Raw genomic sequence first — 24688 nt, 5'->3', positions numbered from 1 at the left:
GGCAGCATGGCGAAGCACGACATCGGGTTCGCCGCCGTCGCCAGACTCGCCGGCGTCTCGAACGCGACCGTCTCCAACACGCTCAACCGCCCCGAGATCGTCGCCCCCGCCACGCGCGAGCGCGTGCTCGCCGCGATCGAGGAACTCGACTTCGTCCCCAACCGTGCCGCCGCCACCCTGCGACAGGGCACGAACCGGCTCATCGGCCTCGTCATCCCCGACATCGCGAACCCGTTCTACTCGGCGATCGCCCGCGGGGTCACCGAGGCCGCGGCCGAGCACGGCTACACGGTCGCGCTCTGCGTGAGCCACGACGACCCGGACCTCGAACTCCGGCACTTCGAGATGCTCGCCGAGCACCGGGCTGCCGGCGCACTCGTCGCTCCGTTGACGGCCGACGCCTCCCGACTGGCCCAGCTGCGACGGGTCGGCAGCCGCCTCGTGCTGATGGACCGCACCGCCCCCGAGGGCACCGGCTGCTCCGTCGCGATCGACGACGTGCACGGCGGGGAGCTGGCGGTCGCCCACCTGCTCGCCAGTCCCGACCCGGCGTCCGATAGGTCGATCGTGCTCGTGAACGGCGACCTGGCGATCCCGCAGTGCGCCGATCGACGCGAGGGTGCCCGGAACGCGTTCATCGCGGCCGGTCGCGACCCCGACGACCTCCGCGAGGTCACCGTGGACGAGATGACCGTCGACGCGGGGCGCATCGCAGGTCGTCGGATCGCGGCGGCGACACCGCGTCCGACCGGCGTGTTCTGCACGAACGACCAACTCGCGCTCGGCGTCATCAGGGGGTTGGACGACGGCGGCCTCACGGTGCCCGACGAGGTGTCGGTGGTCGGCTACGGCGATCTCGCGCTCGCGGCCGACGGGCGGGTGCCGCTCACCACGGTCGAGCAGCCGAAGGACGAACTCGGGCGCGTGGCCGTCGAGATCCTCCTGGCCGAGCTGGGCGCCGACCGCGCGGCACACGAGCACGTCACGCGGACGCTCGAGCCGCATCTCGTCGTCCGCGAGTCCGCTCCCCTGCCTGCCTGAGCAGCGCCGAGGCTGGACGCGGCGGTGACGCCCGGGTACAGTCGTCACCAGTATTTAATCGATTAAATACTCCCGGACCCGCACCCACCCAAGGATCGACGATGACCCACACCGCAGCAGCCGTCCACCCGCTCCTCACCCCGAAGGCACGGCGGAAGCCCCGCATCGGCCTCGTCGCCGGCGGCCTCGGCACCTACTGGCCGCAGTTCCCGGAGCTACTCCCCCAGCTCCAGGAATCGGCCCGGTACGTCTCGGAACGCTTCCAGCAGATGGACGCCGAGGTCGTCGACGTCGGCTTCATCTCGGACGCGCAGGAGGGCGACGCCGCGGCGGAACAACTCCGACAGGGCGACTGCGACCTCATCGTCCTGTTCCTCACCACCTACCTCACCTCCTCGATGGTCCTGCCGATCGCCCAGCGCGCGAACACCCCGGTCCTCGTCATCGACCTGCAGCCCACCGAGCGGATGGACCACGCGAGCTTCGACACCGGCGCGTGGCTCGCCTACTGCGGGCAGTGCCCGGTACCCGAGGTCGGCAACGTCTTCCGTCGCGCGGGCATCCCGTTCCGCTCGGTGTCGGGGTGGCTGCGTCAGGAGTCGGCGTGGGACCGCATCTCGCAGTGGATCCGGGCGGCGCACGTCCGCGCAGCCCTCCGCCACGCCCGCCACGGCCTCATGGGCCACGTCTACCCCGGCATGCTCGACGTCTCCACCGACCTCACCCTCCTGCCGACCACCTTCGGTTCACACGTCGAGGTCGTGGAGTTCGACGACCTCCGCGTCCTCGTCGACGAGGTGACCGACGCCGAGGTCGCCGACCGCATGGCCCTAGCCAGGGAGATCTTCACCCTCGACGACACGGTGGTCGAGGACGACTTCGCGTGGGGAGCGAAGGTGTCGGTCGGGCTCGACCGGCTCGTCGACGAGTTCGCGCTCGACAGCCTCGCCTACTACCACCGCGGTCGCGACGGCGAACAGCACGAGCGGCTCGGTGCCGGGATGATCCTCGGCGCGTCCCTCCTCACTGCTCGCGGCATCCCCACGACCGGCGAGTACGAGCTACGGACGACGGTCGCTCAGCTCGCGACCCAGGTCGTCGGCGCCGGTGGGTCGTTCTGCGAGATCCAGGCGCTGGACTTCGAGGACGAGGTCGTCGAGATGGGACACGACGGACCGGCCCACCTCGCCGTCAGCTCTCGCGACCCGCTGCTGCGCGGCCTCGGGGTCTACCACGGCAAGCGCGGCTGGGGTGTGAGCGTCGAGTTCGACGTGCGGCACGGGCCGGTCACGCTGCTGGGGTTGGGGCAGGACCGCGACGGCTCGCTCGCCTTCGTCGCGTCGGAGGGCGAGGTCGTCCCCGGCCCGCTGCTCGCGATCGGCAACACGACGAGCCGCGTCGACTTCGGGCGTGACCCGGGTGTCTGGGTGGACGAGTGGAGCGCGACCGGTATCGGGCATCACTGGTCGCTCTCGCTCGGCCACCGGGCGGCGGACTACCGGGCTGCGGCGAGCCTCCTGGGGATCGACTTCCGCCAGGTGTGAGGCGCCGTCGGTCCCTGAGTCGAACCCGGACCTCGCGACAGGACGGATCAAAGCACGGAGCGAAGACGCTCCGCCGCGGGCTCGACGACGGCGATCGGCGCCGGGCGCTGCAACCCGTCCAGGGCGACGGCCAGACGACGGGTGGCGCGATCGACGTCCCCACCACCCGCACCGAGTTCGCGGATCGGAGCGAGCAGTGCGGCGCGCCGCAACCAGGGCTCGTCCTGCATCCAGCGGTCGAGGACGGTCTCGGCCTTGGTCCGGGCCGTCCCGTCGAGGCGTTCCAGGAGCGGTCCGATGACGTCGGTGGCCAGCGGGTCGGCGAGCTCGGGCACCCGACCGGCGCGGACGAAGCCCTCGATCCGTGTCAGATCGGTGTGCCTGAGCACCGGGACGCTCGACTGCAGGAGGACGATCGCGGCGAGCCGACGCTCGAAGACCGGCACGGCCCACAGCTCCGAGGCGAGGGCTGCCAGCTCGTCGTGCTCGAGTCCGCGGAACTTCCGGAGGGCGTCGCGCACCGTGCCGCGCACGGCACCGACCGAGGAGCCGTAGGACCGGAGTCCGTCGCCGAGCCGCTCGGCGACGTCCGCTGCGCGGTAGCCGTCGCCCTCGTATTGGAGCGCCGCGTCGATGAACTCCCCCGCAGCACTCATCCCACCATTCTCACCCCTGGCGCCGGGTACGGTGGAGCGATGACCGTCGTGATCGTGGGACTCGGACAGCTCGGCTCGGACGTCGCCGGGAGGCTCCTGGCCCGTGGTGAGGACGTCGTCGGCGTGAAGCGCACGGCGCCCGAGACGAACCCGGCCCCCGAGCCGAACCCGGCGCCCGAGTCGGTCGAGGGGCGCTTCACCCTCCAGCTCCGCGACCTCACGACCTCCGCCCCCGATCTCCCTGCGGACACGACGGCGATCGTGGTGGCCCTTGCGCCGCGGGCACGCTCGGTCGAAGCCTATGACGCCCTCTACCGCGACGGTGTCGGGCACCTCCTCGCTGCCGCAGCCGCACTCCCCGGCACCCCACCCCGCATCCTGTTCGTCTCGTCGACCGCGGTGTGGGGCGAGGACGGCGGGGAGACGATCGACGACACCACGCCGGCCGTCCCGACCACCGGCACCGCGCGCGCCCTGCTCGCGGCTGAGGAGGCCGTCCTCGGCGCGGTGCCCGAGGCGAGCGCCATCCGCTTCGGCGGCCTCTACGGTCCGACGGCCACGATGTTCGTCGACCAGGTCCGCGACGGCCGTGTCACCCGGCCCTCCGGCTGGACCAATCGCATCCACCGTGACGACGCCGCTGCCGTGATCGTGCACCTGCTCGACCTGCCGGCGGCATCGCTCCCGCCGGTCGTGGCGGGCATCGACGAGGAGCCGGTCCTGCTGTCGACGGTCGCCGACTTCCTCGCCGACCGACTCGGCGTCGCTCCCCCGACGCTCGACGACGCCGGTCGCACCCCGGAAGAACCGCACCGCGGCAAGCGCATCACGGCGGCCGCCCTCCGCGACACCGGGTTCACCTACCGCTACCCCACGTACCGCGAGGGCTACTCGGCGCAGCTCCCCTGATCGGACGACCGGAGCGGGTCACGACTGCTTCGTCACCTCGGCCATCGCCCGTCGACCGGACGGCACGAGCACGGCGACGGCGAGCACCACGAAGGTGAGCACGCCGGCGACGACGAGGAGCAGCTCGACGGAGACGACGTCGGCGAGCGGCCCGAACACGATCATGCCGAGCGGCATCGACACCGCCATGACGATGCCGACGAACCCGAACACGCGACCCTGCCGCTCCGGTTGGACGCGCTCCTGCAGGAGGGTCATGGACGTCGTCGAGAAGAACGGCACCGCGATCCCGAGCAGGAACATGAAGCCGAAGAAGACCCAGAGGTTGGTCGAGAGTCCGAGCCCGATGGACAGCGCCCCGAACACCACCGAGGACCCGACGATGAGGAGCACGCGGTTCCTGGTGCCGCCCCAGATCGCGATGATCGCTCCGCCGCCGACCATGCCGACGCTGAAGGCGAGCTCGTTCACGGTGAGCATCCAGACCTCGTCGCCGAAGGTACGGGCGATCATGAGCGGCGTGAGGTAGGACGGCGCGACGACCAGCAGGAACACGATCGCGAAGAGGATGAGCAGCCAGCGCACGAAGCCGTGGTGCCAGACGTAGCGCACGCCCTCGGTGAGGTCGGCGAAGTAGCCGGGGCGCTCGCCCGACCGCACGAGCGTCCGCACCGGCACGAGCAGGAGCAGCCCGATCCCGATGGCGGCCGTGACGACGTCGACGAAGAAGATCGCGACGAGCGACGCGCTCGCGTACAGCGCGCCGGCCGCGGCCGGGGCGACGAGCATCATGGCCGACTGGATGGAGCCGTTGATGCCGTTGACCCGCATGAGCTTGTCGGTCGGCGTGATCTGCGGGATGAGCGCCGACACCGCCGGCATCTGGATGCCCGCGCCGACCGAGCGGATCGCGAGCGTGAGGAAGATGAGCCAGAGGTCGGCGGCGCCGTTGATGAGGAAGATCGCGAGCGCGAGGGTCGTGATGGCGATCGAGCCGTCGGCCGCGATGATGAGCAGTTTGCGGTTCATGCGGTCGGCCCACACCCCGCCGAAGATCGACACGATCGCCTGCGGCAGGAACCCCGCGACGGCTGCGAACGCGAGCACGACACCGGACTTCGTCTCGAGCGTGAGGTGCCACATGATCGCGTACTGCACGAGCATCGAGCCGAACAGCGAGACCGTCTGGCCGGACAGGAACACCGCGACGTCGCGACGCCAGCGCGGGCTCTCCGAGGCGACGGTCGTCTCCTCCGAACCGTCGGAACCGTCGATCGTGGGTGCATCGGTTGGCGCGTCATCGGCAGCCATGCGATCCACGCTAGGGACTTCGCTCCGGGGTGTCCAGGGGTGATCGGCGCGAACGACGGGCGCGCCCTGACCGTCGAACGGTCGATGCACCCTGTCCAGACGTTCAGACATCCGGGCAGTCGGTCCGTTGACCCGCGGCCGATCGCCCGGATACGCTGCTTGCGATCCTCTGAATCGATTCAGAGTATCCGTGAACCGAACCGAAAGGTACGCCTCGATGACGAGTGCCCGACCCCTGCACCGCGTGTGCTTCCAGCTCCAGGTCAAACCCGAACGCCTCGCGGAGTACCGCGACCGACATGCCGCCGTCTGGCCGGACATGCTGCAGGCCCTCGCCGACACGGGCTGGCACAACTACTCCCTCTTCGTCCGCGACGACGGCCTCCTCATCGGGTACTTCGAGACGGAATCGCTCGAGGCGGCCCAGGCCGGCATGGCCGAGACCGAGGTCAACGCGCGCTGGCAGGCGGAGATGGGTGAGTTCTTCGTCGATCTCGACCTCCCGCCGGACCAGGGCTTCCTCCAGCTCGCCGAGGTGTTCCACCTCGAAGATCAGCTCGCCGCCCTCCACGAGTAGCGACGTTGAAACGATTCACGTATGCTGCAACCAGCGCCGTGAGCGCGCCCCAGACCACCGGAACACGCACAGAGAAGTGACCATGACCAGTTTCGACACCATCACCCCGCTGCTCGAGAAGCAGGCCATCGAACTCCCCTCCTGGGCGTTCGGCAACTCCGGCACCCGCTTCAAGGTGTTCACGACGCCCGGCACCCCGCGGACGCCGGAGGAGAAGATCGCCGACGCCGCCAAGGTGCACGAGTTCACGGCCCTCGCGCCGAAGGTCGCACTCCACATCCCGTGGGACCTCGTGGACGACTTCAGCGCCCTCCGCACCTACGCCGAGGACCACGGCGTCGCGCTCGGCACGATCAACTCGAACACCTTCCAGGATGAGGACTACAAGTTCGGCAGCCTGACCCACAGCAACCCGGCGATCCGTCAGAAGGCGATCGACCACCACTTCGCCTGCATCGACGTCATGCACGCGACCGGCTCGCAGGACCTCAAGATCTGGCTCGCCGACGGCAGTAACTACCCGGGCCAGCAGGACATCCGCGGCCGGCAGGACCGCTTGGCCGACTCGCTCCAGCAGATCTACGCCCGCCTCGGAGAGGAGCAGCGACTCGTGCTCGAGTACAAGTTCTTCGAGCCCGCTTTCTATCACACCGACGTCCCCGACTGGGGAACGTCCTACGCCCAGGTGGCCCAGCTCGGCGACCAGGCCCTCGTCTGCCTCGACACCGGCCACCACGCGCCGGGCACCAACATCGAGTTCATCGTCGCCCAGCTCCTGCGCCTCGGCAAGCTCGGCTCGTTCGACTTCAACTCGCGCTTCTACGCCGACGACGACCTCATCGTCGGTGCAGCCGACCCGTTCCAGCTGTTCCGGATCCTCTACGAGGTCGTCCGCGGCGGCGGCCTCGACGATGACTCGCCGGTCGCGTTCATGCTCGACCAGTGCCACAACGTGGAGGACAAGATCCCCGGGCAGATCCGCTCGGTGCTGAACGTGCAGGAGATGACCGCGCGCGCACTGCTCGTCGACCGCGACGCACTGACCGCGGCACAGGAGGCCGGTGACGTCCTCGGCGCGAACGGCATCCTCATGGACGCGTTCTACACCGACGTCCGCGGGCCGCTCGCCGCCTGGCGCGAGAGCCGCGGCCTGCCGGCCGACCCGTTCAGCGCCTACCTGGCTTCGGGCTACCAGCAGCAGATCGCCGTGGAGCGCGTCGGCGGGACCCAGGCGAGCTGGGGCGCGTAGGCGGGAAGGCCGAGCCCTTCGACAGGCTCAGGGACCGGGGTAGCAGCCACTGAGCCAGCCCCGGTCACTGAGCTTGTCGAAGTGCACACGAGCAAACCCGCCCTTCGACAGGCTCAGGGACCGGAGATCAGTCACTGAGCCCGTCGAAATGGCGACTACTTCGCGAGGAAGGCGAGCAGCTGCTCGTTGACCTCGCGGTAGTGGGTCCAGAGCATGCCGTGCGGCGCGCCCTCGATCTCGACGTACTCGGCGGAGGGCAGCGCCTTGGCGAACACGCGGCCGCTGGAGTCGATCGGCAGGACGCGGTCGCCGGTGCCGTGCACGATGAGCGACGGGACGTCGATCTTCGCGACGTCGGCGCGGAAGTCGGTCAGCCAGGTCGGCTGCGCAGCGACCGAGGCGTACGGCGACGCGTTGTAGGCGAGCTGCGTGTTGGCCCGCAGCGCCTCCTCGCTCAGGCGCGAGCCGAGGTTCTCGTCCGTGTTGAAGAAGTTCTCGAAGAAGCTCGTGAAGAACGCGTAGCGGTCGTCGGTGACGGCCTCGAGGAGCCCGTCGAACACGTCCTGCGGGACACCCGTCGGGTTGTCGTCGGTCTGCAGCAGGTAGGGCTCGAGCGATCCGAGGAAGACGGCCTTCGCGACGCGCTCCGAGCCGTAGGTGCCGAGGTAGCGGCCGACCTCGCCGGTGCCCATCGAGAAGCCGACGAGGACCGCGTCGTGGAGGTCGAGCCCGTCGACGACGGCCTTGAGGTCGGCGGCGAAGGTGTCGTAGTCGTAGCCCTCGGTGGGCTTGGAGGACTTGCCGAAACCACGGCGGTCGTAGGTGATGACGCGGTAGCCGGCGTCGAGGAGCGCCGCGGTCTGCTTCTCCCACGAGGAGCCGTCGAGGGGGTAGCCGTGGATGAGGACGACGGGCTGGCCGCTGCCGTGATCCTCGACGTAGAGCTCCACGGAGGTGCTGTTCTCGGTTCCGACGGTGATGAACGACATGGTTCGATTCCTTTCGTCTTCGGCGTCCGGACTCGTCGCCCGGTTCCACGCCCCGAATTGAGAACGATCGTTCTCTTCGGTGTCCATCAGCATAGGGAACGATCGTTCTCAATGCAAGTACACTGATGGAATGACCAGCGAACAGACGATGACGATCGCGTCGCCGAGCCCGGCGGCCGCACCCGCGACACCGGCCTCCGTGCGCGACATCATCGTCGACTCCGCCGACCGCCTGTACTACGCGAAGGGCATCCAGTCCGTCGGCATGGACGAACTGCGCTCGGCGGCCGGCGTGTCGCTGAAGCGCCTGTACTCGGAGTTCCCGAGCAAGGAGGACATCGTCCTCGCGGTCATGGAGCGTCGACACGAGCTCTGGACCACCGGCGTCAGCGCGCTCGTGGACGACGCCGAGACGCCCCGCGACCGACTCCTCGCGATCTACGACTACCTGGCCGGCTGGTTCAGTGACGACTCGTTCCGCGGCTGCGGCTTCATCAACGCCTTCGGGGAACTCGGGGGCGTCTCGCCGGCGGTCGCCACCATCACCCGCGAACACAAGGCGTCCTTCCAGGACTACGTCGCCGACCTCGTCGCCGACGCCGGCGCTCCGGCATCGCTCGCCCCCCAGCTCGCGATCCTCGCCGAGGGCGCCCAGACGACCGCCGCCATCACCGGCTCCCCCGAGGCCGCGCTGCACGCTCGTCGCGCCGCCGAGACGCTCATCGACGCCGCCTCCTAGGGATTCGTTCGCCCAGCTGTGGGCGAACTGGACCTCGCTCGCCCGGAAAGGGGCGAACGGATGTGGTCAGGCCACACTCTGATATATTTTCTGCTCAGAACTCCCCCGGGTTCCACGCGCCGTCGACGCGTCCCACCTCAATGGAGAGAGAGCATGTCCTCACCAATCGGAACACCCGCACCCAGCATCGGATCCCCCGGCACCCGACCACCGAAGGCCTTCCTCGGCCTGTCCGGCCCGCTGCTCTGGGGATACGTCGCGATCGCCTTCTTCATGACCGGCGACGGGCTCGAGCAGGCGTTCCTCTCGGACTTCCTCGTCACGAGCGAGGGCTTCAGCACCGACCAGGTGGGCTCGCTCTTCACCGTCTACGGCCTGATCGTCGCGATCGGCGCGTTCGCCTCCGGGGTGCTGGCCGAGTACTTCGGACCGCGGCGCATCATGATCGCCGCCGCCGCGGGGTGGATCGTCTTCCATGCAGGCTTCGTGTACTTCGGCATCATGCAGCACGACTTCGCGATGATGATGGTGATGTACGCCATCCGCGCCGTCGCCTACCCGCTGTTCGTCTTCGGGTTCGTCGTGTGGATCTCCTACGCCGCCCCGCAGGACAAGCTCTCGTCCGCGATGGGCTGGTTCTGGTGCTCGTACTCGGTCGGCGTCGGCGTGTTCGGGTCGTATCTGCCGAGCTTCACCATCCCGGCGTTCGGAGCCGTCGAGACGATGTGGGGCGCGATCGCCTTCATCGCCGTGGGCGGCGTGCTCGCGGGCGTCCTCGTACGCGGCAAGGGACCGGAGACCTCCGAGCCCCGCACCCTCCGGGGCCTCGGCGAGACCCTCGCGACCACGATCGCCCTCCCGTTCCGGAACGTCCAGCTCGCCTACGGCATGCTCCAGCGCGTCATCAACCAGATCTCGCTCTACGGGTTCATCGTCATGCTGCCGATCGTCTTCGTCCGCGACATCGGCTTCGAGCAGGGCACCTGGTTGCAGCTGTGGGGGCTCGTGTACATCGTGACGGTGTTCACGAACCTCCTCTGGGGCATCCTCGGCGACCGCATCGGCTGGATCCGCACCGTCCGCTGGTTCGGGAGCCTCGGCATGTTCGCGTCCACGCTCCTGCTCTACTTCATCCCGCTCGTCGTCGGGCCGAACCCCTGGCTCACGGGGATCGCCGTCGTCATGTTCGGGTTCGCGGTCGCGGCCTATGTCCCACTGTCGGCGCTCATGCCGGCGCTCGAGCCGAACCACCGCGGCGGCGCGGTCGCACTCCTCAACCTGTCGGCCGGACTGTCACAGTTCGTCGGGTCGCTACTCGTCACCCTGCTCTGGACGTCCTTCGGCACCACGGCGACCGTCATCGCGCTCGCCTGCACCTACCTCGTCGGGTTCGCGGTGACGTTCCTGATGCGGGTCGACCAGGACGCCCTGGCGAAGGCGGAGACGACGCGGAGCATCCCGACGGTTTCAGGCACGACGACGCGAACCGCCACCACGGAGACGGACCGGCCCGGGGTGGAGCACACGACCGCAGAATGACCTCAGGCGGCAGTCCTGGCCGCTCGCGCGAGCTCCGCGGAGAACACGACAGGTGGCGGATGCGAGGCGCCTCCACCGCGCTGCGCATCACGCCACGTATCGTGCTGCACATGGACACCCGATCATCCAGGACGAGCGCACTCGATTTCTGGCAAAGCCTCGAGGCGTTCACGCCGCAGGCCATGCCAGCGGTGTCGCGGAGTCGGGATGACCGCCCGTTCGTGGCGGACTACATGAACGACGACACCCCACTTCCCTGGCTCGACCCGTCATGGCCTGCCGCACGCGAGCACTTCGCCTGGGAGCACCGGGTGTACGCGGGTACCTTCGATCTCTCCTCGGCTTGGGCCGTCCTCTCACCGCCCCCGGATAGCAGTCCAGAGCGCCCAAGACCTGCCCAGAGCGCGATGTTCACCATGCGGATCCAGGACGACGGCTCGATCGTGCCCGACAGCTGGGTGCCATCGCAAAGCGCTTGGGCTGCCGGCCGCTATGCCCTGACGAATCAGATCGCCGATGTGTGGGCAGGGTTCGACGGTTTCGAAGCCACGTGGAAAGCGGCGATCTCGCGTCTGATCGTCGCCGGAGGGCTGGCGATCGGCGGCGAACCTGCGGGCGATGGCCAGACCGAACCGGTCGACAAGAGCCGAATAAAGGCGCTGCTGTTTCAGTCGATGCCCGAGCACACGCTCTCGAGGCTCACGCTCGCCGGCGGAGAACCGGGCCTCCGCATCCTCAGCCGGGAGGTCCGAGTGCGGCAGACCGCTCCCGGCTCCCCTGGGCCGGCGGACGAGACGGATTACCTCAACAGCTTCTTCTCAACCGACCTCCGGATGATCGCCGCCGACACTGCCGATCATCCCGCCGGGTCCTCGTATCTCGGGGAACGACCGCCGTCGCGTCAGGTCGATGTCCGGGCCGAGCTGCGCGCAGTGTTCGACGGCGTTGCTCCGAGCATCATGCCGGAGGGCCGGTGGCCGAGTTCACCCAACGATGCACTGTCGTTGTCCCAACAACTGGCGGTGAACCAAAGCCTGCGCGACCTCTCGGCCAACGATGGGGTCTTCGGGGTGAACGGACCGCCGGGGACCGGGAAGACCACGCTGCTCCGCGACGTGGTCGCAGCACTCGTGACGGATCGCGCGGCCGCCCTGAGCGCCTTCACTCGCCCCGCAGACGCCTTCGTCGGGAAGTTCTCATGGCGAGCCCGGGACGAGAAGCTCCGCGTGGTGCACCGACTGCACGAGTCGATTCGGGGCCGCGAGATCATCGTCGCCTCGTCGAACAACGGTGCCGTCGAGAACGTGAGTCTGGAGATCCCCGACGCCAGGTGGCTCGACTCGGCGTTCAGCTCATTCGCACCCGACCCACTGGCCGACATCGGTTCTCTTCTGTTGCACTCGGACGAACGACCCGGATCCAGCCCGACGGCTTGGGCGGCGATCGCCGGCCAGCTCGGTAACTCGCGCAACCGTTCGCGCTTCGCCCAGAAGCTTGCATACGGACGCAGCGCGTCGCCGGACCATCCCGCCGAGGTTCGAGGGGTGATCGCGATGCTCGGGTCGCCACCGGACGAGGTGCTCCCGTGGGACGAGGCGCGGAGGCTGTTCCAGGAGGCCCGTCGCAACGTTCACAGACTCCGAGCAGACCGGCAGCGGGCGCACGAGGCACTCGGGAGGAGGGCGGCGCTCACCGCCGAGCTCGACTCCGCGCGCCGCAGCGCTTCCGATCTCATGCTCCTCGACGAAGCCCAACAGCGGGAGATCGATGCGCTGCGCGGGAGCGCCGAGGCGCTGGCCGCGGAACGGACACTCGCTCACGATGCCCTCTCCGCCCTGGCGGTGGCGAAGCCGTCATGGTTCGCCTCAGTGTGCACGCTCGGACGAGCCACCACACCGTGGCGGAACGGCATGTTGCGCCTCACGGAGCGCTGCGAAGCGCTGGCACAGGAGGCCGACCGACAGGCCCAGTCGCTCGAACGATCCCTGACGGAGAACGCGACGACCCGGGCGGCTCGGTCCTCGCATCAGCGTGAGGCCCAGACCCTGGAGCTCACGATCGCCGCCGACAGCGTAGCGATCGCCGCACAGGCGGACGGCGCCCCGTCCGAGGACTGGTTCGAAGCCACCGACGAGGCCCGAGAGACACGGGCCCCGTGGAATGATCGGGCCTACAACACCGCCCGATCCGAGCTGTTCCTGCGCGCCGTTCAACTGCATCGCGCGTTCATGTTCGCGACCCCTTCCCAGACTCGCAGCAACCTGTACTCCGCGGTCGATGTCCTCCAGAACCGCACACCATCGCAGGCTTCGCCCGCCATGATCCGAGCAGCGTGGGAAGCGCTGTTCCTGGTGGTCCCCGTGATGTCGACCACGTTCGCATCATTTCCGCGCATGATGGCATCGCTCGGTTCCGAACGTCTCGGCTGGTTGATCGTGGACGAAGCCGGGCAGGCTGCCCCGCAGCACGCGCTGTCCGGCGTCTGGCGGGTACGGCGCTGCCTGATGGTCGGTGATCCGCTGCAACTCGAACCAGTGCTCACGCTGCCGCCCGAAGTCCAGGAGCGACTTCGGGAGCTCACCGCCTGCAGCGACGCCTGGTCGCCTCGGTCCAACCCGGCGCAAGTCCTCGCCGACCGGGCATCCACGTTCGTCTCGACGATCAGGCCTCCGGATGGAGAGCCGGTCACAGTCGGATCACCGCTGCGACTGCATCGGCGCTGCAACGACCCGATGTTCTCGGTCATCAACGATGCCGTCTACGGCGGCTTGATGATGCACGGCGGTGATCCGTCCGCAGACTGCCTGCTGCCGTCTGGTGCGTCGGTGATGGACTCGGCTTGGCTGGACGTCCACACGAGCCGCTGGGACGAGAACTGCTCGCCAGCAGAGGTGGAGCGACTCGACGGCCTCCTCCAGGCACTCGGGGTGAACGGCTGGCCGATGTCGGACCTGCTGATCGTCTCACCGTTCCGGACGGTTGCGGCTGCCATCGCGCGGGTCGCGGGGCGTCACGGCGTCGATCGGCGGACGCAGGCCGGAACGGTACACACGGCCCAGGGGAAGGAAGCCGCAGTCGTCATCATCGTGCTCGGCGGGCGGACGTCTGGGTCCCGCAATTGGGCCGTCGAGACACCCAACCTCTTCAACGTGGCGGTCAGTCGCGCGAAACGGCGGCTGTTCGTCATCGGTGACAGAACCGAGTGGTCGCGACTCCAGTACTTCGGTCAGCTCGCGAACCTGATGGCGACGATCCCGCCCACTGCGACGCTCACGACGCTGGTCGCGAAACCACCGGGGTCGGAGACTCCCTGAACGGAAACCTGACGCGGGCCGCGTTGACGAGGCAACGGCCCGCGTCGTCAGCTCACACCACGGTGTACCCGCCGTCGATCCGGAAGCTCTGCCCGACGACGTAGGAGGAGCGCTCTCCGGCGAGGTAGACGACGAGGTCGCCGAGCTCGTCCGGCTCACCCATCCGGCCGGCCGGGATCCGCGACACCCAGTCCTCGGCCATGTCCGGGTTGGCGGCGACGAAGTCACGCGTCATGTCGCTCGCGAAGTAGCCCGGTGCGATGGCGTTGACCCGGATCCCCAGCGGCAACCACTCGATCGCGAGACTGCTCGTGAGCATGGAGACGGCGGCCTTCGAGGCGTTGTACGCGGCCTGCGTCTGCGGCACGTTCACGGCGAAGGCGGACATCGAGGACACGTTCACGATGCTCGCGAGGTGACCCGCGTCGCGACGGTCGGCGACGAAGCGTCGCGCGAACTGCCGGGACACGAGGAAGGTCCCGGTGACGTTCACCCGGAAGAGTCTGTCCCAAGCGGCCACTTCGGTGTCGATCGCGCGGGCGCCGTGCGTCATCCCAGCGCTGTTGACGAGGATGTCCGGCGTCCCGAGGGTATCCGCGACGTGGTCGAGCGCGGCGTTCACGGATCCCTCATCGGTGACGTCGACCGGGAGCCCGATCACCGCGGGCGAGACCTGTGCATCGAGGACCGACGCGGCGTCGGCCACCGTCTCCAAACGGTCGAGGAGGGCGACCTGGGCGCCGGCTTCGGCGAGTGCCGTGGCCATCGCGAGCCCGAGCCCGCGGGCGCCTCCGGTGATGATCGCCGTGCGACCGGCGAGGACTGGTTCGTGTGTGGTTTCCATGGCGCCAGTCTAGAAGTTCCAGATGCTCATATATCTTCGCTCGTCTGTAACTCAGGACGCTTGCGGCGCGTTGCGCACGCCACGCCGCGTCATATCGGCGACGCGCCGGAGTGCTCCTGAATTGGGAACCGTTCGGCATCCCTCGCTGTGACATCCTGTTGAGACGGACACGAACGGACACGTCCGACACCGATGGACAGGGGGCGGCATGGCCACGACCGGCACGCTCGGCGCCGAGGAACGACGGACCCGACTGACGGCGATCCTCGAACGCGACGGCAGCATCCGCCTCGACGATGCGGCTGCGGAGCTCGACGTGTCCTCGATGACCGTGCGACGCGACCTCGCCGACCTGGAGCAGCTCGGCCTGGTGCGGCGCGTCCGGGGCGGGGCGATCCCGACCCTGCGACCGAGGACCTTCACCGAACGGTCTGCGACGGGCGTCCGCGAGAAGGGCGCCATCGTCGAGAAGCTCCGGGCGCTCATCCCGACGGACGGCGCGATCGCGATCGACGCCTCCAGCACGGCCGGTGGCATCAGTCGACTGCTCGGCGAGTCGACCCTCACGGTGGCGACCAACTCCTACCCGAACTTCCTCCTCGCCGGCGCGAACCGCGAGGTCACCGCGATCCTCGTCGGCGGCCAAGCCGAGTCGCGCACCGACAGCTTCATCGGCCCCATCGCCTGCCAGGCGGCGTCATCGGTGCTCTACCGGCGCTTCTTCCTGTCGGCCGCCGCCATCGACCCGACCGTCGGCAGCTCGGAGGTCACCCTCGAAGAAGCGCAGGTCAAGCAGGCGTTCGCCCGCGCCTCCGACGAGACGATCCTCGTCGCCGCGTCCTCGAAGCTGGGGCAGCGCGCGATGGCGGTCGGCTTCGCCCTCGCGGACGTCGACCTCCTCGTCACGGAACTCGACCCCGCCGACCCCGCGCTCGACGCCTACCGCGACGCCGTCGAACTCCTCTGAGCACCCGGCCCCGCACGCCCCGTTCTCAGGAGTCACCGCGCGCGTCGCTCCGGGCCGACGGCAACGCGCCGAGGTTCTCCTGAGATCGGGACATCCGCCATTGCAACATCTGTGACTTCTTGTCATACTTAACACGATTGAACACCGGGCACGGACGTGCCCCGACGAAGGAGTGCGAATGTCCGTGAACCCAACCGCTGCAGAGCTCATCGCCCGCAGCAACCGCCTCGGGAGCGACCCGAAGAACACCAACTACGCCGGCGGCAACACCTCGGCCAAGGGCACCGAGATCGACCCCGTCACGGGCGAGCCGGTCGAGCTCCTCTGGGTCAAGGGCTCCGGCGGCGACCTCGGCACGCTCAAGCCCGAGGGTCTCGCGGTCCTCCGCCTCGACCGCATGCGCGCCCTGCAGGACGTCTACCCCGGCCTCGACCGCGAGGACGAGATGGTCGCCGCCTTCGACTACACCCTGCACGGCAAGGGTGGCGCGGCCCCATCGATCGACACCGCGATGCACGGCCTCGTCGACGCGGCCCACGTCGACCACCTGCACCCCGACTCCGGCATCGCCATCGCGACCGCCGCCGACGGCCCCGAACTCACCGCGAAGATCTTCGGCGACAAGGTCGTGTGGGTCCCATGGCGTCGCCCCGGCTTCCAGCTCGGCCTCGACATCGCCGCCATCAAGGCCGACAACCCGCAGGCCGTCGGCACCATCCTCGGTGGGCACGGCATCACCGCCTGGGGCGACACCTCCGACGAGGCCGAGGCGAACTCCCTCAGGATCATCGACACCGCGGCCGCCTACATCGAGGCGAACTCCCGCCCCGAGCCCTTCGGTCCGGCGCTCGACGGCTACGCAGCCCTCCCCGACGCCGAGCGTCGTGCGAAGGCGGCGGCCCTCGCGCCCACCATCCGCGGGCTCGCCTCCACCGACCGCCCCGTCGTCGGCCACTTCACCGACAGCCCCGAGGTCCTCGACTTCCTGGCCTCGGCGGAGCACCCGCGCCTCACCGCACTGGGCACGAGCTGCCCCGACCACTTCCTCCGCACCAAGGTGAAGCCGCTCACGGTCGACCTGCCGGCCACGGCGAGCGTCGAGGAGGTCATCGAGCGCCTCGGCACCCTGCACGAGGCCTACCGCGAGGACTACCAGGCCTACTACGACCGCCACGCCACGGCCGACAGCCCGGCGATCCGCGGGGCCGACCCACTCATCGTCCTCGTCCCGGGCGTCGGCATGTTCAGCTTCGGCAAGGACAAGCAGACCGCCCGCGTCGCCGGCGAGTTCTACGTCAACGCCATCAACGTCATGCGCGGGGCCGAGGGGCTCTCCACCTACGCGCCGATCGACGAGGCTGAGAAGTTCGCGATCGAGTACTGGGCACTCGAGGAGGCGAAGCTGCAGCGTCAGCCTGCGCCGAAGCCACTCGCGACCCGCGTCGCGCTCGTCACCGGTGCCGCATCCGGCATCGGCAAGGCCATCGCCACGCGTCTCGTCGCGGAGGGCGCGGTCGTCGCGATCGCCGACCTCTCGCTGGAGAAGGCGCAGGCCGCAGCAGCCGAGCTCGGCACCACGGACGTCGCGATCGGCATCGCCGCCGACGTCTCGAACGAGGCCGCCGTCCAGGCCGCGATCGACGAGACGGTCCTCGCCTTCGGCGGGCTCGACCTCGTCGTCAACAACGCGGGCCTCTCGCTGTCGAAGTCGCTCCTCGAGACCACCGAGGCCGACTGGGACCTCCAGCACAACGTCATGGCGAAGGGCTCGTTCCTCGTCTCGAAGGCCGCCGCACGCGTGCTCATCGACCAGAAGCTCGGCGGCGACATCGTCTACATCTCGTCGAAGAACTCCGTGTTCGCCGGCCCGAACAACATCGCCTACTCTGCGACGAAGGCCGACCAGGCCCACCAGGTCCGCCTCCTCGCCGCGGAGCTCGGCGAGTACGGTGTGAAGGTGAACGGCATCAACCCCGACGGCGTCGTCCGCGGCTCCGGCATCTTCGCCTCGGGCTGGGGTGCGAACCGCGCGAAGACGTACGGCATCGACGAGCAGGACCTCGGCAAGTTCTACGCGCAGCGCACCATCCTCAAGCGCGAGGTCGTCCCCGAGAACGTCGCGAACGCGGTCTTCGCGATCTGCACGAGCGACTTCAGCCACACGACCGGACTGCACATCCCCGTCGACGCGGGTGTGGCCGCAGCCTTCCTGCGATGAGCGCGGCAGGCCGGAGCGGCACCGTCGCGGCGGTCGACCTCGGGGCCACGAGCGGGCGGGTCATGCTCGGCCACGTCGGCCCCGGCGAGCTGCGCCTCGTACCGGTCGCACGGTTCCCGAACACGCCCGTCCGCACGCCGGACGGCCTGCACTGGAACATCCTCGAGTTGTACCGCTCGATCGTCGCGGGGCTGTCGGGCGCAGCGAAGCAGGAGCCGCACCTCGCGAGCATCGGCATCGACTCGTGGGCGGTCGACTACGGCCTCCTCCGGCAGGGGCGCCTCCTCGGCGCACCGTTCCACTACCGTGACGAACGGACGGCGGCAGGTGTCGAGGCGGTCCACGGGACGGTCCCCTTCGCCGACCTCTACCGCGTGAACGGCCTGCAGTTCCTGCCGTTCAACACCGTCTACCAGCTCGCGACCGAGCGCGACGCCGGCATGCTCGACGTCGCCGACACCGCGCTCCTGGTGCCCGACCTCATCGCGCACTGGCTGACCGGCGCCCGTGTCGCCGAGGCCACCAACGCGTCGACCACCGGCCTCGTCCGCGCCGGCGAACCGACCAGGTGGGACGCCGGGCTGCTCACCCGACTCGGCATCCCGGCGGCCGTCCTCCCGCCCATCGTCCAGCCGGGCGATCGCATCGGGACGCTCCTCGAAGCTGTCGCCGCCGAGGTCGGCCTGCCGTCGTCCACGCCCGTCACCGCCATCGGCTCACACGACACGGCCTCAGCGGTCGTCGCCGTCCCGATGACGACCCCGGATGCCGCCTACATCTCGTGCGGCACCTGGGGGCTCGTCGGGGTCGAGCTCGAACGACCTGTCCTCACCGAGGCGAGTCGAGCGGCGAACTTCACGAACGAGGGCGGCGTCGACGGACGCACCCGCTTCCTGCACAACGTGATGGGGCTCTGGCTCCTGAGCGAGTCGGTGCGCACCTGGGAGCGCGGTGGCGAAACGATCGACCTGCCCGGGCTCATCGCCCAGGCCGCCGCGGTCGACGCACCGGTCTCGGTGTTCGATGCGAACGACCCCCGGTTCCTCGCCCCCGGCGACCTGCCGGCGCGCATCGTCGAGTTCCTCGTCGAGCACGGGCGTGCGGTGCCGCAGTCCCGTGCCGAGTTCGTCCGGTGCATCATCGAGAGCCTGGCCCAGGCGTTCGCGGATGCGGTCCACACGGCTTCCGAGTTGTCCGGGGTGCAGGTGCGCGCGATCCACGTCGTCGGCGGCGGATCCCAGAACACGCTCCTGTGCCAGCTGACATCCGACCGCGCGGCGATCCCTGTCATCGCCGGCCCGGTCGAGGCGACGGCGCTGGGGAACGTCCTGGTCCAGGCCAGGGCGGTGGGGATCATCGACGGCGACCTCGAGACCCTGCGCGCCCTCGTCGCCCGTTCCTTCGAGCCGACCCGCTACGAGCCGCGCAAGCCTGTCGGCTCCACGACCGTCAGCCGGTAGCGTCGCAGCATGACCGGTTCTCCACTCATCGTCAGCCTGCCCGCCGACCTGCGCGAGGAGGTGCTGTCGCAGGGCCCCCTCCCCGAGGGCGTCGAGTTCGTCGAATGGGATCTGCGCACCGAACCGCCGGTCGAGCACATCGACCTCGTCGTGCCCGTGTACCTCGGCTCGAACAAGCCGCTCGCGAACGTCGCCGCGGTGACGCCGAAGCTCGTCCAAGTACAGTCGATCGGCTACGACGGCCTCGCGGACCTCCTCCCCACGGGCATCACGCTCGCCAACGCGGCGACCGTCCACGAGGCGTCGACGGCGGAGCTCACGGTCGGCCTCGTCCTCGCCTCGCAGCGGGGCATCCCGGACTTCGTGCGCGCCGAGCGGACGGGCGAGTGGCTGCAGAGCCAGCGCCCGAGCCTCGCCGACCGCCGCGTGCTCCTCATCGGGTACGGCGGGGTCGGAGCGGCCATCGAGGAGCGGCTGCTCCCGTTCGAGGTCGAGGTCACCCGGGTGGCGTCGAGCGCGCGGGAGGACGAGCGGGGGCCGATCCACGGCATCGACGAACTGCCCGGACTCCTGCCGCACGCTGAGATCGTCATCGTCGTCGTGCCACTCACCGACGGCACCCGCGGCTTGATCGGAGACGACTTCCTGGCGGCACTGCCCGACGACGCCCTCGTCGTGAACGTCGCCCGCGGCCCCGTCGCCGACACCGACGCCCTGGTGGAGCACGCGACGAGCGGTCGCATCCGACTCGCGCTCGACGTGACCGACCCCGAACCGCTGCCCGCCGACCACCCGCTGTGGTCCCTGCCGAACGTGCTCGTCTCCCCGCACATCGGGGGCGCGACGAGCGCCATGCTGCCGCGGATGGCGCGTCTCCTGCGTCGACAGATCGAACACCTGTTGGCCGACGAGGAGCCGGAGAACATCGTCCTCCGCACCTGAGACGGGCGTCGAGGTCCGTCGATTTCCCTTCGCAGAAAAATCTGCGGCGGGGGCTCGCGTTGAATCGGTTCAAGAGGTAGGGTTTGTGGTCTGACCACACCGCAGTGTCGAAGGAGGATCGATGAACGCACCAGCGACGGCCGCGCCGGCAGCGGCCGCGGCGACGCGGCCCGCCACCGCAGCGGCGGAGCCCAGGGCCTGGGAGGTCGTGCTCGCCCGCATCGAGTCGGACCTCCTCAGCGGTGTCCTCACCCCCGGCGACCGCCTGCCCGGCGAACGTCAGCTCGCGATCGACCTCGGTGTCGGCCGGTCCAGCGTCCGCGAGGCGATCCGCGTCTTGGAGGTCCTCGGACTCATCCGGACCCACACGGGATCCGGCCCCACCGCCGGCGCGATCATCGTCGCCACGCCGTCCGGTGGCATGGCCACCCTCATGCGGCTCCAGGTCGCCGCGCAGGGCTTCGCCGTCCAGGACGTGGTCGACACCAGGCTCGTGATCGAGACCGCGGTCGTCCACAGTCTGGCGTCGCGTGCCGAAGCAGCCGTCCCCGATCTCACGCACCCCGAGTCCCTGCTCGACGCGATGGACCAGCCCACCCTCACGGAGGCCGAGTTCCTCGCCCTCGACGCGCAGTTCCACCTGTCGCTCGCCGAGGCGGAGGGCAACCAGGTCCTCGTCGCCACGATGTCGGGTCTCCGTGACTCCATCGAACGCTACGTCCTGGCCGGTGTCCCACAACTGGCGTCGTGGTCAGCCACCGCCGACCGCCTGCGCGCCGAGCACCGGGGCATCGTGGAGGCGATCCGCCACGCCGACGCCGAGCTGGCCCGCCAGTCCGTCCGCTCCCACATCACCAACTACTACCAGGCTCGCGAACTGTCGGAAGACGACAGTCCGCACCCCTCGACACCCACCTCAAGCGACAGTTCGCGGAAAGAAGAGACAGACCATGGTTGAACGCCGCATCCCCAAGCCCCACGACCTCCTGCCGCTCATGCAGTTCAAGAAGCCGGAGTTCAACGCCCGGAAGCGCCGCCTGGCGGCCGCGACGACCATCGCCGACCTGCGCACGATCGCGAAGAAGGTCACGCCGACGGCGCCCTTCGACTACACCGACGGCGCCGCCGAGGGCGAGATCTCGCTGGCCCGGGCACGCCAGGCGTTCCAGGACATCGAGTTCCACCCGGCCGTCCTGAAGAACGTCGCGAACGTCGACACCGGCTGGGACGTCCTCGGCGAGCGCGTCGCGTTCCCCTTCGGCATCGCCCCGACCGGTTTCACCCGCATGATGCAGACCGAGGGCGAGCGCGCGGGAGCCTCCGCCGCAGCGGCCGCCGGCATCCCCTTCACCCTGTCGACCATGGGCACGACCTCGATCGAGGACGTCAAGGCGGCGGCACCCGGTGGCCGCAACTGGTTCCAGCTCTACATGTGGAGTGAGCGCGAGCGGTCGATGGCGCTCGTCGACCGCGCGGCAGCGGCCGGCTACGACACCCTCGTCGTGACGGTCGACACCCCCGTCGGTGGCGCCCGCCTGCGCGACGTCCGCAACGGCATGACGATCCCGCCGTCGCTCACCCCGAAGACCATCGTCGACGCGCTCCCCCGCCCGGCATGGTGGATCAACTTCCTCACCACGGAGCCGTTGGCCTTCGCGAGCCTCGACCGCTGGTCGGGAACCGTCGCGGCGCTCATCGACACGATGTTCGACCCGACCGTCGGTCCGGACGAGGTCAAGTACATCCGCGAGCAGTGGAAGGGCAAGCTCATCGTCAAGGGTGTCCAGTCGGTCGCCGATGCGAAGCTCGCCGTCGACCTCGGTGCGGACGCCGTCCAGCTCTCCAACCACGGCGGCCGCCAGCTCGACCGCGCGCCGATCCCGTTCCACCTCCTGCCGAGCGTCGTGCGCGAGGTGGGCAAGGACGCCGAGGTGCACCTCGACACCGGCATCATGAACGGCGCCGACATCGTTGCGTCCGTCGCGCTCGGTGCGCGCTTCACCTTCATCGGCCGCGCGTACCTGTACGGACTCATGGCAGGTGGGCGCGAGGGCGTCGACCGTGCGATCCAGATCCTCTCGGGCGAGATCGTGCGCACGATGAAGCTCCTGGGTGTCGCGTCGCTCGAGGAGCTGCAGCCGCACCACGTGACCCAGCTGTCACGGTTCACGACGCTGCAGCCGATGCCGGAGCAGTCGTCGCTGAGCGCCGGCCGGCCGGCAGCCGCGAAGCCCGCGGCACCGGCCGCGCGGAAGGCTCCGGCCCGGAAGCCGTCGGCCGCGAAGGCCTGACCGCTCGACCGCACGCGGTCACCGCCGCACTCCACGGGTTGTCCCCGATGTCCTCCGTCGCCCCTTCGGGAACGATGGAACCGTCCCGACGGTCGCAGCACCTGCGCCGTCGGGCCGGTGTTCGACGATCTGGAGGCGACGGTGGCACAGCTCCTCGTGATCGGTGGGAGCGGCCGCACCGGGCGGCTCATCATCGGCGAGGCACTCCGCCGTGGCCACTCGGTCACCGCGCTCGTCCGCGACCCCGCCGCCGTCGTTCCGGGCGACCGGCTGACGGTGGTCCAGGGGTCTCCCCTGCGGAGTGAGGACGTCGAGGACGCCATGCGTGGCGCGCAGGCCGTGATCATCGCCCTCAGCAACATCGGCTCGTCCGACTGGCCGTGGGCGCGCCAGGTCAGCCCTCCCGACCTCATCTCGAACGCCGTGCGGGTCGTGACGGATGCGATGCGCTCGCGTGGCCTCCGCCGAATCGTCCTCCTCTCCGCGCTCGGTGCCGGCGAGTCGGTCCGGAGCGTCCCCGCCGGCCTGCGGTGGGCGACGCACTTCCTCCGGCTCGGCACCGTCTACGCCGATCACGAGCAGGCGGACGCGTTCCTCCGCCGCTCGGAGCTCGACTGGACCATCGTGCACCCGACCGTGCTCTCTGCCAGCGACGCCCGACGCCCGGTCGTGTCGTCACCGCCGGGAAGCTGGCCGAGCTCGCTCCGGATCCCTCGCTGCGACGTCGCCGCGTTCCTCGTCGACGCGGTCGACGACGAGGACCTCATCGGCTCGGCCCCGGTCATCTCCTCGGGGCCGCGCCGCAGCTGACGGTGCGCCCGCCGACGGGCGCCACCGCGACTCAGGAGCCAGCGGCCGCCCGAGACGCTGCCGGACGACGCCCGATGATGCGGTCCGTCAGTTCGCAGACGCCCCACCAGGTGACGCGGAGCATCGCTTCGACGACGATGCCGCTCGTCATCTTGGAGGCCCCGAGCGTCCGCTCGGTGAAGGTGATCGGCACCTCGACGATCCGCAGACCGGCGCGGTTCGCGTGCCAGAGCATGTCGACCTGGAAGCCGTAGCCGTGGCTGTGGACCTCGTCGAGCTGCAGCCGACGCAGTGCGTCAGCACTGAACACGCGGTAGCCGCCGGTCACGTCGCGGGCGGGGAGCCGGAGCGCGAACCGGGCGTAGGCACTGCCGACCCGTGAGATGGCCTCGCGATGCTTGGGCCAGTTGACGACGGTGCCGCCCGGGACCCAGCGTGACCCGAGGACGACGTCCGCGTCCGCGGTGGCCGCGAGGAGCGCCGGCAACTGCTCGGGGGCATGGGATCCGTCGGCGTCCATCTCGACCACGTTGCCGAATCCGCGCCCGAGCGCCCAGGCGAAGCCGGCCTTGTAGGCGGCGCCGAGCCCTTCCTTGCCGGCGCGGTGCAGCACGTGTACCGCGTCGTCCTCGGCGGCGAGCCGGTCGGCGATCGCTCCGGTGCCGTCGGGTGAGTTGTCGTCGACCACGAGCACCTCGACGGATGGTGCAGCGACACGGACGCGCGCGACGATCCTTTCCAGGTTCTCGCGTTCGTTGTAGGTGGGAATGATGACCACCGTGGAATCCATGTGCCGTCCTCGTGTCTGCTCAGCCAGCGTAGCGCGCTGAACAGGACCGTATCGGCGGCCTCCGACCGGACGGCCGGACGCTCAGGAAACGGTCGGCGAACGTCCGGCTGGGGGTCAGTTGTTGCTGGCGAAATGCGCCGGGATGAAGATGGCGAGCGCGATCATGAGGATGCCGCCCATGAACCAGACGGCCTGCAGGACGTCCGTGCGGAACGCCTCGCCGAATGCCCACATGCCGCCGGCGAACAGGGCGAAGGCGATCACGACCCAGAACCCCGTCGCATCGCTCAGGGTGCCGGAGCGCCCTGCGTCGGCGCGTTCGTGGTCACGTCGTTCTCCGGCGTCCATGGGTGCCCTTCCTCAGGTTCAAGCGGTCAGTGCAGGTATACGCCGCCCCACCGGCACCCGCAACCCCTCGACACCGACCCCGGCCCCTGAGACCGCACCGCTCCGGTCCGGTCCCTGAGCGGACACCCGGTCCCTGAGCTTGTCGAAGGG

The 24688-nt window shown here is 69.6% G+C and carries 21 protein-coding genes; 15 read left to right on the top strand and 6 right to left on the bottom strand.

The annotated features are described in order from the left end of the window. The first annotated feature begins 6 nt into the window (after positions 1 to 6). Both ITJ66_RS13135 and ITJ66_RS13130 read left to right on the top strand, forming a co-directional pair. Complete coding sequence (locus tag ITJ66_RS13135) at positions 7 to 1041, top strand: LacI family DNA-binding transcriptional regulator (protein WP_192006331.1); 1035 nt, start codon at positions 7 to 9, stop codon at positions 1039 to 1041. Between the two features lie 101 nt (positions 1042 to 1142). Further along, on the top strand, positions 1143 to 2585 hold the full coding sequence (locus ITJ66_RS13130; RefSeq protein WP_194644907.1) for an L-fucose/L-arabinose isomerase family protein: 1443 nt from the start codon (positions 1143 to 1145) through the stop codon (positions 2583 to 2585). A gap of 47 nt (positions 2586 to 2632) precedes the next feature. Here the strand turns inward: ITJ66_RS13130 and ITJ66_RS13125 are convergent, their stop codons facing one another. After that, on the bottom strand, positions 2633 to 3241 hold the full coding sequence (locus ITJ66_RS13125) for a DNA alkylation repair protein (RefSeq protein ID WP_194644906.1): 609 nt from the start codon (positions 3239 to 3241) through the stop codon (positions 2633 to 2635). A gap of 39 nt (positions 3242 to 3280) precedes the next feature. Here ITJ66_RS13125 and ITJ66_RS13120 point away from each other — a divergent pair, with 39 nt between their 5' ends. Further along, positions 3281 to 4150: an NAD-dependent epimerase/dehydratase family protein gene (locus ITJ66_RS13120; RefSeq protein WP_194644905.1), complete on the top strand. Its 870-nt coding sequence runs from the start codon at positions 3281 to 3283 to the stop codon at positions 4148 to 4150. 18 nt (positions 4151 to 4168) lie between these two features. On the opposite strand, the gene ITJ66_RS13115 is transcribed toward ITJ66_RS13120, so the two are convergent. Beyond that, positions 4169 to 5461 carry an MFS transporter gene (locus ITJ66_RS13115; protein ID WP_194644904.1) on the bottom strand — a complete coding sequence of 431 codons (1293 nt, stop codon included), beginning with the start codon at positions 5459 to 5461 and terminating at the stop codon, positions 4169 to 4171. Between the two features lie 217 nt (positions 5462 to 5678). Between ITJ66_RS13115 and ITJ66_RS13110 the strand changes: the two genes are divergently transcribed. Both ITJ66_RS13110 and rhaI read left to right on the top strand, forming a co-directional pair. Then, the gene (locus ITJ66_RS13110) at positions 5679 to 6038 is read left to right on the top strand and encodes an L-rhamnose mutarotase (RefSeq protein WP_194644903.1); all 360 of its coding nucleotides are present in this window, start codon (positions 5679 to 5681) and stop codon (positions 6036 to 6038) included. A gap of 82 nt (positions 6039 to 6120) precedes the next feature. Beyond that, a complete protein-coding gene (rhaI, locus tag ITJ66_RS13105) occupies positions 6121 to 7287 on the top strand; it encodes an L-rhamnose isomerase (RefSeq protein WP_194644902.1) in 1167 nt (388 codons plus the stop codon). Between the two features lie 155 nt (positions 7288 to 7442). Here the strand turns inward: rhaI and ITJ66_RS13100 are convergent, their stop codons facing one another. Further along, positions 7443 to 8276: an alpha/beta fold hydrolase gene (locus ITJ66_RS13100; protein ID WP_194644901.1), complete on the bottom strand. Its 834-nt coding sequence runs from the start codon at positions 8274 to 8276 to the stop codon at positions 7443 to 7445. Between the two features lie 148 nt (positions 8277 to 8424). On the opposite strand from ITJ66_RS13100, the gene ITJ66_RS13095 reads away from it, so the two are divergent. The 3 genes from ITJ66_RS13095 to ITJ66_RS13085 all read left to right on the top strand — a co-directional run bounded on the left by ITJ66_RS13095 (position 8425) and on the right by ITJ66_RS13085 (position 13868). Next, positions 8425 to 9015, top strand: a complete 591-nt coding sequence (locus ITJ66_RS13095) for a TetR/AcrR family transcriptional regulator (RefSeq protein WP_194645683.1) — start codon at positions 8425 to 8427, stop codon at positions 9013 to 9015. Between the two features lie 153 nt (positions 9016 to 9168). Then, complete coding sequence (locus tag ITJ66_RS13090) at positions 9169 to 10554, top strand: MFS transporter (protein ID WP_194644900.1); 1386 nt, start codon at positions 9169 to 9171, stop codon at positions 10552 to 10554. Between the two features lie 110 nt (positions 10555 to 10664). Next, on the top strand, positions 10665 to 13868 hold the full coding sequence (locus ITJ66_RS13085; RefSeq protein ID WP_194644899.1) for a DEAD/DEAH box helicase: 3204 nt from the start codon (positions 10665 to 10667) through the stop codon (positions 13866 to 13868). A gap of 52 nt (positions 13869 to 13920) precedes the next feature. On the opposite strand, the gene ITJ66_RS13080 is transcribed toward ITJ66_RS13085, so the two are convergent. Continuing rightward, positions 13921 to 14712, bottom strand: coding sequence for an SDR family NAD(P)-dependent oxidoreductase (locus ITJ66_RS13080; RefSeq protein WP_194644898.1), 792 nt, complete (start codon positions 14710 to 14712; stop codon positions 13921 to 13923). Between the two features lie 208 nt (positions 14713 to 14920). On the opposite strand from ITJ66_RS13080, the gene ITJ66_RS13075 reads away from it, so the two are divergent. The 7 genes from ITJ66_RS13075 (at position 14921) to ITJ66_RS13045 (ending at position 23400) form a co-directional block, all read left to right on the top strand. Further along, positions 14921 to 15679 carry a DeoR/GlpR family DNA-binding transcription regulator gene (locus tag ITJ66_RS13075; RefSeq protein WP_191942017.1) on the top strand — a complete coding sequence of 253 codons (759 nt, stop codon included), beginning with the start codon at positions 14921 to 14923 and terminating at the stop codon, positions 15677 to 15679. 178 nt (positions 15680 to 15857) lie between these two features. Then, the gene (locus ITJ66_RS13070) at positions 15858 to 17897 is read left to right on the top strand and encodes a bifunctional aldolase/short-chain dehydrogenase (protein WP_194644897.1); all 2040 of its coding nucleotides are present in this window, start codon (positions 15858 to 15860) and stop codon (positions 17895 to 17897) included. Further along, positions 17894 to 19357: a rhamnulokinase family protein gene (locus ITJ66_RS13065; RefSeq protein WP_194644896.1), complete on the top strand. Its 1464-nt coding sequence runs from the start codon at positions 17894 to 17896 to the stop codon at positions 19355 to 19357. Before ITJ66_RS13070 ends, ITJ66_RS13065 begins: the two co-directional genes overlap by 4 nt. 9 nt (positions 19358 to 19366) lie before the next feature. Further along, on the top strand, positions 19367 to 20299 hold the full coding sequence (locus tag ITJ66_RS13060) for a 2-hydroxyacid dehydrogenase (RefSeq protein ID WP_194644895.1): 933 nt from the start codon (positions 19367 to 19369) through the stop codon (positions 20297 to 20299). Positions 20300 to 20420: 121 nt separating this feature from the next. After that, entirely contained in the window at positions 20421 to 21257 is an 837-nt protein-coding gene (locus tag ITJ66_RS13055) for a FadR/GntR family transcriptional regulator (RefSeq protein ID WP_137244198.1), read from the top strand. Beyond that, positions 21250 to 22590 (top strand): alpha-hydroxy acid oxidase, encoded by a 1341-nt coding sequence (locus tag ITJ66_RS13050; RefSeq protein ID WP_192019098.1) that lies wholly within the window; start codon positions 21250 to 21252, stop codon positions 22588 to 22590. Before ITJ66_RS13055 ends, ITJ66_RS13050 begins: the two co-directional genes overlap by 8 nt. A gap of 141 nt (positions 22591 to 22731) precedes the next feature. Then, a complete protein-coding gene (locus ITJ66_RS13045) occupies positions 22732 to 23400 on the top strand; it encodes an NAD(P)-binding oxidoreductase (RefSeq protein ID WP_192019097.1) in 669 nt (222 codons plus the stop codon). A gap of 31 nt (positions 23401 to 23431) precedes the next feature. On the opposite strand, the gene ITJ66_RS13040 is transcribed toward ITJ66_RS13045, so the two are convergent. Both ITJ66_RS13040 and ITJ66_RS13035 read right to left on the bottom strand, forming a co-directional pair. Continuing rightward, the gene (locus ITJ66_RS13040) at positions 23432 to 24190 is read right to left on the bottom strand and encodes a polyprenol monophosphomannose synthase (protein ID WP_194644893.1); all 759 of its coding nucleotides are present in this window, start codon (positions 24188 to 24190) and stop codon (positions 23432 to 23434) included. A 114-nt stretch (positions 24191 to 24304) separates the two neighbouring features. Further along, on the bottom strand, positions 24305 to 24538 hold the full coding sequence (locus tag ITJ66_RS13035; protein ID WP_064294883.1) for a hypothetical protein: 234 nt from the start codon (positions 24536 to 24538) through the stop codon (positions 24305 to 24307). Positions 24539 to 24688 lie beyond the last annotated feature (150 nt).

The sequence above is a fragment of the Plantibacter sp. VKM Ac-2885 genome (assembly GCF_015351205.1).
In the GTDB taxonomy this organism is placed as follows: Bacteria; Actinomycetota; Actinomycetes; order Actinomycetales; family Microbacteriaceae; genus Plantibacter; species Plantibacter auratus.
This window is presented reverse-complemented; position numbering and strand designations above follow the sequence as displayed.

Coding starts and splice junctions, on each gene's coding strand:
- ITJ66_RS13060 (WP_194644895.1), top strand. CDS start 19,367: ATGACCGGTTCTCCACTCATCGTCAGCCTGCCCGCCGACCTGCGCGAG.
- ITJ66_RS13100 (WP_194644901.1), bottom strand. CDS start 8,276: ATGTCGTTCATCACCGTCGGAACCGAGAACAGCACCTCCGTGGAGCTC.
- ITJ66_RS13070 (WP_194644897.1), top strand. CDS start 15,858: ATGTCCGTGAACCCAACCGCTGCAGAGCTCATCGCCCGCAGCAACCGC.
- ITJ66_RS13085 (WP_194644899.1), top strand. CDS start 10,665: ATGGACACCCGATCATCCAGGACGAGCGCACTCGATTTCTGGCAAAGC.
- ITJ66_RS13125 (WP_194644906.1), bottom strand. CDS start 3,241: ATGAGTGCTGCGGGGGAGTTCATCGACGCGGCGCTCCAATACGAGGGC.
- ITJ66_RS13035 (WP_064294883.1), bottom strand. CDS start 24,538: ATGGACGCCGGAGAACGACGTGACCACGAACGCGCCGACGCAGGGCGC.
- ITJ66_RS13050 (WP_192019098.1), top strand. CDS start 21,250: ATGGTTGAACGCCGCATCCCCAAGCCCCACGACCTCCTGCCGCTCATG.
- ITJ66_RS13075 (WP_191942017.1), top strand. CDS start 14,921: ATGGCCACGACCGGCACGCTCGGCGCCGAGGAACGACGGACCCGACTG.
- ITJ66_RS13130 (WP_194644907.1), top strand. CDS start 1,143: ATGACCCACACCGCAGCAGCCGTCCACCCGCTCCTCACCCCGAAGGCA.
- ITJ66_RS13095 (WP_194645683.1), top strand. CDS start 8,425: ATGACGATCGCGTCGCCGAGCCCGGCGGCCGCACCCGCGACACCGGCC.
- ITJ66_RS13090 (WP_194644900.1), top strand. CDS start 9,169: ATGTCCTCACCAATCGGAACACCCGCACCCAGCATCGGATCCCCCGGC.
- ITJ66_RS13055 (WP_137244198.1), top strand. CDS start 20,421: ATGAACGCACCAGCGACGGCCGCGCCGGCAGCGGCCGCGGCGACGCGG.
- ITJ66_RS13080 (WP_194644898.1), bottom strand. CDS start 14,712: ATGGAAACCACACACGAACCAGTCCTCGCCGGTCGCACGGCGATCATC.
- rhaI (WP_194644902.1), top strand. CDS start 6,121: ATGACCAGTTTCGACACCATCACCCCGCTGCTCGAGAAGCAGGCCATC.
- ITJ66_RS13065 (WP_194644896.1), top strand. CDS start 17,894: ATGAGCGCGGCAGGCCGGAGCGGCACCGTCGCGGCGGTCGACCTCGGG.
- ITJ66_RS13135 (WP_192006331.1), top strand. CDS start 7: ATGGCGAAGCACGACATCGGGTTCGCCGCCGTCGCCAGACTCGCCGGC.
- ITJ66_RS13120 (WP_194644905.1), top strand. CDS start 3,281: ATGACCGTCGTGATCGTGGGACTCGGACAGCTCGGCTCGGACGTCGCC.
- ITJ66_RS13040 (WP_194644893.1), bottom strand. CDS start 24,190: ATGGATTCCACGGTGGTCATCATTCCCACCTACAACGAACGCGAGAAC.
- ITJ66_RS13115 (WP_194644904.1), bottom strand. CDS start 5,461: ATGGCTGCCGATGACGCGCCAACCGATGCACCCACGATCGACGGTTCC.
- ITJ66_RS13110 (WP_194644903.1), top strand. CDS start 5,679: ATGACGAGTGCCCGACCCCTGCACCGCGTGTGCTTCCAGCTCCAGGTC.